This is a genomic window from Neorhizobium huautlense, from assembly GCF_030811685.1.
GTDB lineage: Bacteria > Pseudomonadota > Alphaproteobacteria > Rhizobiales > Rhizobiaceae > Neorhizobium > Neorhizobium huautlense_A.
In genome coordinates this window covers 91,651-97,650 of sequence record NZ_JAUSRF010000021.1, presented here as the reverse complement: position 1 = coordinate 97,650, position 6,000 = coordinate 91,651, and the positions used below count along the sequence as shown (strand labels likewise).

Annotated in this window: 7 protein-coding genes; 4 read left to right on the top strand and 3 right to left on the bottom strand. The window is 56.1% G+C overall.

The genetic code is table 11. The features are described 5' to 3' along the window. The 3 genes from J2T09_RS23750 to J2T09_RS23740 form a co-directional block, all read right to left on the bottom strand. Nucleotides 1–175, bottom strand: a 175-nt coding sequence (locus J2T09_RS23750) for a transposase (protein ID WP_306839271.1), incomplete at its 3' end; no start/stop codon positions are given. A gap of 241 nt (nucleotides 176–416) precedes the next feature. Further along, nucleotides 417–1,184, bottom strand: a complete 768-nt coding sequence (locus tag J2T09_RS23745; RefSeq protein ID WP_306839260.1) for a hypothetical protein — start codon at nucleotides 1,182–1,184, stop codon at nucleotides 417–419. 75 nt (nucleotides 1,185–1,259) lie between these two features. Then, nucleotides 1,260–1,727 carry an Lrp/AsnC family transcriptional regulator gene (locus tag J2T09_RS23740; protein WP_306839258.1) on the bottom strand — a complete coding sequence of 156 codons (468 nt, stop codon included), beginning with the start codon at nucleotides 1,725–1,727 and terminating at the stop codon, nucleotides 1,260–1,262. A gap of 256 nt (nucleotides 1,728–1,983) precedes the next feature. On the opposite strand from J2T09_RS23740, the gene trxB reads away from it, so the two are divergent. From trxB to J2T09_RS23720, 4 genes are all read left to right on the top strand, one after another. Continuing rightward, on the top strand, nucleotides 1,984–2,958 hold the full coding sequence (gene trxB, locus J2T09_RS23735) for a thioredoxin-disulfide reductase (RefSeq protein WP_306839256.1): 975 nt from the start codon (nucleotides 1,984–1,986) through the stop codon (nucleotides 2,956–2,958). A gap of 29 nt (nucleotides 2,959–2,987) precedes the next feature. Next, nucleotides 2,988–3,884 (top strand): LysR family transcriptional regulator VtlR, encoded by an 897-nt coding sequence (locus tag J2T09_RS23730; protein WP_162700796.1) that lies wholly within the window; start codon nucleotides 2,988–2,990, stop codon nucleotides 3,882–3,884. 591 nt (nucleotides 3,885–4,475) lie between these two features. Further along, nucleotides 4,476–4,796, top strand: coding sequence for an ArsR/SmtB family transcription factor (locus tag J2T09_RS23725; RefSeq protein WP_306839252.1), 321 nt, complete (start codon nucleotides 4,476–4,478; stop codon nucleotides 4,794–4,796). Between the two features lie 38 nt (nucleotides 4,797–4,834). Beyond that, nucleotides 4,835–5,962: an alkene reductase gene (locus J2T09_RS23720; protein ID WP_306839251.1), complete on the top strand. Its 1,128-nt coding sequence runs from the start codon at nucleotides 4,835–4,837 to the stop codon at nucleotides 5,960–5,962. The last annotated feature ends 38 nt before the right edge of the window (nucleotides 5,963–6,000 follow it).

Sequence of the window (6,000 nt, the reverse complement as noted above, 5' to 3'; positions counted from 1 at the left end):
GCGCCTTCAAACGTTTGGCCTCTGACACTTCCATGCCGCCATATTTGGCCTTCCAATTATAAAAGGTCGCCTCGGAAATCCCGTGCTTGCGGCAACGATCAGCCGCCTTAACGCCAACCTCTTGCTCCTTCAGCGCCCCAATAATCTGATCTTCCGTAAATCTCTGCTTCTTCATAAGTCCGTCCTCAATGGGCCGGACTTTAATCCAATCTGGAGGAAATTCTTAGTGGCAGGTCAAACTCCAACCGGATGCGACCACGCTATCTCAACACCAACGCCTTTGAGACCTCCGGTTAATTGAGCCATCACCAAATCGCATCCGTAATGACCTCGGCCACCAGTATCATTGATAATACCGACCTTCAGCTTCCGCATTTGAACACACCCTAAAATCAAGAGAAACTTACGAACCAGCTTTAGCCGCCGCTCGTTTTTTGAGCACCTATAATGCTTGCCAAACGAAAGCCCAACGAAATATTTCGCCCAGAACGCGCGGCCTGAGCCAACTCCTCCTCAAATACTTGCAGTTCTTTTTCAGGATCGTGCTGTCCGGCAGCGCGAGCCCAAGCCAGAGCATCGGAAGATGACCTCACCTCGTCATTGTAACCCGCCACGTAGGGCGTCCGAAAAAAGGTGAACCCAATGATCTTCAGATGGGAAAAATCACATCGGAGCAGGAATGCAAGGCAGATGAGGCCCGTTGTGGCGGAGCAACCATTTAGGCGGACCTTTAATCTGTCGTAAAATTCGACAGGTATGATCTTAAAAGACACTCCCGAATTAGAGAAAGGCACACGGCGAGATAAGGATAAAATCTCAAAAATTTTTCTTTTGCTGGTTGCCCTATAGACAACGGTCTTAACATTGCTCCGACAAAGACCATCCTGAGAGATTTTCCCGGCACTTCGGGGGCCATCTTCTACAAAATTATGAAACAAAATATCACAGCGCCAAATATTTTTACCATCAATCTCCAAAGGAACATCAATAGCCTTGTTCATCCGCACAACAATATCGTAGTCATCAAGGTTCACACCTCGAAGCTCATCAATCGCGGTAGACGCAGGTCCAACCACTATTATTTTTTTATCGCGAAAAAATTCTGGCTCTAAATAAAATCGATTACCGATCAACCTGTAGAGTATTTTACTCCAGATAGATATCCGCAGTTTTTTTAGAGTCATTATTTTAATTCCCCAACCAAAAACTCATCGGAAAGAGCTTATATTTATGGTTTCGAGTATTATGCTCGCGCCTCATCAAACCTCAACCAACCCCAGCTTCTTCACCTGCCGGATCGTCAGCATCGTCCTGACCGTGTCCACATGCTCGTTGGCCGTCAAAACCTCGATCACAAAATCCTGGAATTTCGTCAGGTTTTCCGAAACGCAGTGAAGCAGAAAATCGCTATCGCCCGAAACCATCCAGGCTTGGCGCACCATCGGCCACTTTTCAGTCGCGGCGGCGAAGGACTTCAGGTTGGCTTCGGACTGGTGTTTTAGCCCGACGATACAGAAGGCGACGAGATCGAAGCCGAGTTTCGGTCCGTTCAGCATCGCATGATACCCTTCGATGATGCCGCTTTCTTCCAGCTTGCGCACGCGCCGAAGACAGGGTGGCGCCGAAATGCCGACTCGCTCCGCCAGTTCGACATTTGTCATGCGGCCGTCCGCCTGCAGTTCCCGCAGGATTTTCAGGTCGATGCTGTCGAGTTCTACGCGGATCACGGCACTGCCTTTCTGTCGTTGTCACGCAAGCATCCTCTACAGACATCGCAGGATTCCGCAACAAAGTTCCGTCTTGGCGATAGATTCTTGCACAGGAACTCCAAGACCTGTTGGAAACGCATGGCTGCCCTTGAATCTCCGCATGGAACAATCATAAATGAACGTTCGCGGGCAGTGGAATGCGATTTCATCCCCATATAGGGATGCAGTTCACCAGCGCAGGCTCTCCGCCGCGGCATCGAATAAGGATCGTCCCATGTCTGCCCGTCACACTCAGGTTCTCATCATCGGCTCCGGCCCGGCCGGCTACACAGCCGCCATTTATGCGGCACGCGCCATGCTGAAACCGGTGCTGATCGCCGGCATGGAACAGGGTGGTCAGCTGATGATAACCACCGATGTCGAAAACTATCCGGGTTTTGCAGATCCCATCCAGGGCCCTTGGCTGATGGAACAGATGCTGGGCCAAGCCGAACATGTCGGCGCCGAAATCGTCAACGATCTGGTCACCGAAGTCGATACCATTAGCCGCCCCTTCACCGTGAAGACGGATAGCGGACAGGTGTGGACCGCTGACACGCTGATCATCGCCACCGGCGCCAAGGCCAAATGGCTCGGCATCGAAAGCGAACAGGCCTTTCAGGGCTTTGGCGTTTCCGCCTGCGCCACTTGCGACGGCTTCTTTTATCGCAACAAGGATGTCATCGTTGTTGGCGGCGGCAATTCGGCTGTCGAGGAAGCGCTTTACCTTTCCAATATCGCCAGGACGGTCACCGTCGTGCACCGCCGCGACAGTTTCCGCTCGGAAAAGATCCTGCAGGAACGTCTGTTCCAGCGTGAGAACGTCAAGGTTCTGTGGAACACCGAAATCGCCGAAATCACCGGCACCCCGGCCAAGCCGCCGATGCCGCCGTCGGTTTCCGGCGTGCGCCTGCGCGATACCCGCACCGGCACCGTCAGCGAGGAAGTCATCGATGGCGTGTTCGTGGCCATCGGCCATGCGCCGGCCGTCGAACTGTTCAAGGACAAGCTGAAGCTGAAATCCAACGGCTACCTCTGGACCGCGCCGGATTCGACCGCGACCGACGTACCCGGCATCTTCGCCGCCGGCGACGTCACCGACGACACGTTCCGTCAGGCAATCACTGCCGCCGGAATGGGTTGCATGGCAGCACTCGAAGCGGAACGTTTCATTGCCGGCATCCAGCCGATTGCCGAAGCCGCCGAATAACGACGACGAAAAGGGATCATGGCATGGTGGTGCCTCTGGATTGGGACAAACTGCGCATCTTTCACGCCGCCGCGGAGGCCGGGTCCTTCACCCATGCGGCAGACAAGCTGCACCTGTCCCAGTCGGCCATCAGCCGTCAGGTCAGCGCGCTCGAACAGGATGTCGGCGTAAAACTGTTCCACCGCCATGCCCGCGGCCTCATTCTCACCGAACAGGGCGAACTGCTTTACCGCACCGCCCATGACGTGCTGCTGAAGCTCGAGACGGTGAAAATGCAGCTGACCGAGACAACGGACAAGCCGTCCGGCAAGCTGCGCGTCACCACCACGGTCGGCCTCGGCCAGGGCTGGCTGACCGACAAGGTGCAGGAATTCCTGCAGCTTTATCCGGAAATGTCGATCCAGCTGATCCTCGACAACGAGGAAGTCGACGTGAACATGCGCCATGCCGATTGCGCCATCCGCCTTCGCCAGCCGCAGCAGTCGGATCTTATCCAGCGCAAGCTTTTTACCGTGCACATGCACGTTTATGCGGCGCCCTCCTACATCAATCGATTCGGCGAGCCGCAGACGGTCGAGGATCTCGACAATCATCGAATCATTAGCTTTGGCCTGCCGGCGCCGAATTACCTGCTGGATGTGAACTGGCTGGAGGATGCCGGCCGCTCCTCTGACAATCCGCGCACCCCGCATCTGCAGATCAACAGCCAGACATCGATCAAGCGTGCCTGCCTGCTCGGCATCGGAATTGCGGTTCTGCCGGATTATATCGTCGGGCGCGATCCCGGCCTGATCCAGCTGGCGATCAATGCCGACATCCCATCCTTCGACACCTATTTCTGCTATCCCGACGAAATCAAGAATGCGGCAAAGCTCAAGGTTTTCCGTGACTTCATCGTCGCCAAGGCGCGCAACTGGAACTTCTGACCGCAATTGATCGCGACGGAGCATTTTCATGCTGAATTGGCATCCGTTCGCGCAACCTTTGCAAATATGACGACCGCGTGACATAAGCCGTGCACTTGAGACATGGCTGGATTGCACAATAAAGCGTTGCGACCTGCACAAAAAACGCCCATATCGCACTCAGTTGATGCACATGGTGGCTTTCCTCCCAGTTCCACCGCATCAGCTGTTCCCCTCTGGAGGTTTTTTGACCTTCATACCTATAGGGCCCTGGAGCAATCCGGTGGCCCTCTTTTTTTGCCCGCAGTTCGGCCTCCGCCGATGCTGATACGGGCCAAGCAAAACATTCGCTGCAGCCTCAACAAAAATGACGTCCGGCAGAAAATGCCCCTTGTCATCCGGGATCCGACACCCCATCTCATTGCTTAGCCGGCCCCGTTGGCGACGCCCCTCGTTGTCATTGCCGGCTGTTCCCCTCTGGAGGTTTTGAAACCTTCATACCTACGGGCCGCGGATTTTCCGTCGGCCCATTTTTTTGCCGGCAATTCAGAAAAAGCTCCCCTCGCCCCTTAAAATCGGGTTTAGCCGATTTATATATCGGCAATGACCGATATGAGTAAAACGCAGATCGACCCCGCAGACAGGGCAGAGATACTGAAGGCGCTTTCGCACCCGAAGCGCGTCGAGTTTCTCGAATGGATGCGCCAGCCGGAAAACCATTTTTGTAGCCAGGCACATCCGCTCGACATGGGCATCTGCGCCGGCCAGTTCGAAAAATGCTGCGAACTCTCGCAGTCGACCGTTTCCCAACACCTCTCCATCCTGGAAAAAGCCGGCCTCATCACGCTCAAGCGCGTTGGCCAATGGTCCTTCTACCAGCGCAACGAGGAGCGCATCGCAGCCTTCATCGAAGACCTGCGCATCACTCTCTGAGTTCCTAAAAATTCCAAAGGCAGCTAAAAGGAGCCCTCATGGCCAGCCTGTTCGACCCCATCAAGATCGGCGATATTGCCGTCGAGAACCGCGTGGCCATGGCGCCGCTCACCCGCAACCGCTCGCCCAAGGCAGTCCCGAACGATCTCAATGTCGTCTATTACGAACAGCGCGCCACCGCCGGCCTGATCATCACCGAAGGCACGCCCGTCACCCAGCAGGGCCAGGGTTACGCAGACGTGCCCGGCCTCTACCTGCCGCAGGCAATCGAAGGCTGGAAGAAGGTGACGGATGCCGTACACCAGCGCGGTGGCAAGATCATCACCCAGATGTGGCATGTCGGCCGTATCTCGCACACCTCGCTGCAGCCGAATGGCGGCGCCCCGGTTGCCCCGTCCGCCCTGCCCGCCAACGGAAAGACCTATATTATCAACCCGGATGGCAGCGGCGCCTTCGTCGAAACCTCACAGCCGCGCGCGCTGGAAAATTCCGAAATAGCCGGCATTGTCGATGATTTCCGCAAGGGTGCCCGCGCCGCCATGGAGGCCGGTTTCGACGGCGTCGAAATCCATGGCGCCAATGGTTATCTCATTGATCAATTCCTGAAGACCGGCGCCAACCAGCGCACCGACGAATATGGCGGTTCGATCGAAAACCGCGCCCGTCTGCTGCTGGAAATCGTCGATGCCGTTGCCGGTGAAATCGGCGGCGGTCGCACCGGCCTTCGCCTTTCGCCGGTCACGCCGGCCAACAATATCACCGAGGAAGACCCGCAGCCGCTGTTCGAATACGTGGCAACGGAACTCGGCAAACGCGACCTTGCCTTCGTTCACATCATCGAAGGTGCTACCGCTGGTCCGCGCGATTTCACCCAAGGGGCCAAGCAGTTCGATTACCATGCCATGAAGGCGGCTTACCGCCATGCCGGCGGCAATGGCGCATGGATGGTCAACAATGGTTATGACGGAGAAAGCGCCAAGGCGGCAATCGAAAGCGGTTACGCCGATGTCGTCGCTTTCGGCCGCTCCTTTATCTCCAACCCGGATCTGGTCGAGCGCCTGAAGACCGGCGCCCCGCTCAACACCCCAGACGTTGCCACTTTCTATGGCGGCGGCGCCAAGGGTTATACCGACTATCCGGTTCTGGAAGCCGTGGCTGCCGAATAAATCCGACTATTGACAGGGGGTCGCCACAGGCGGGCCCT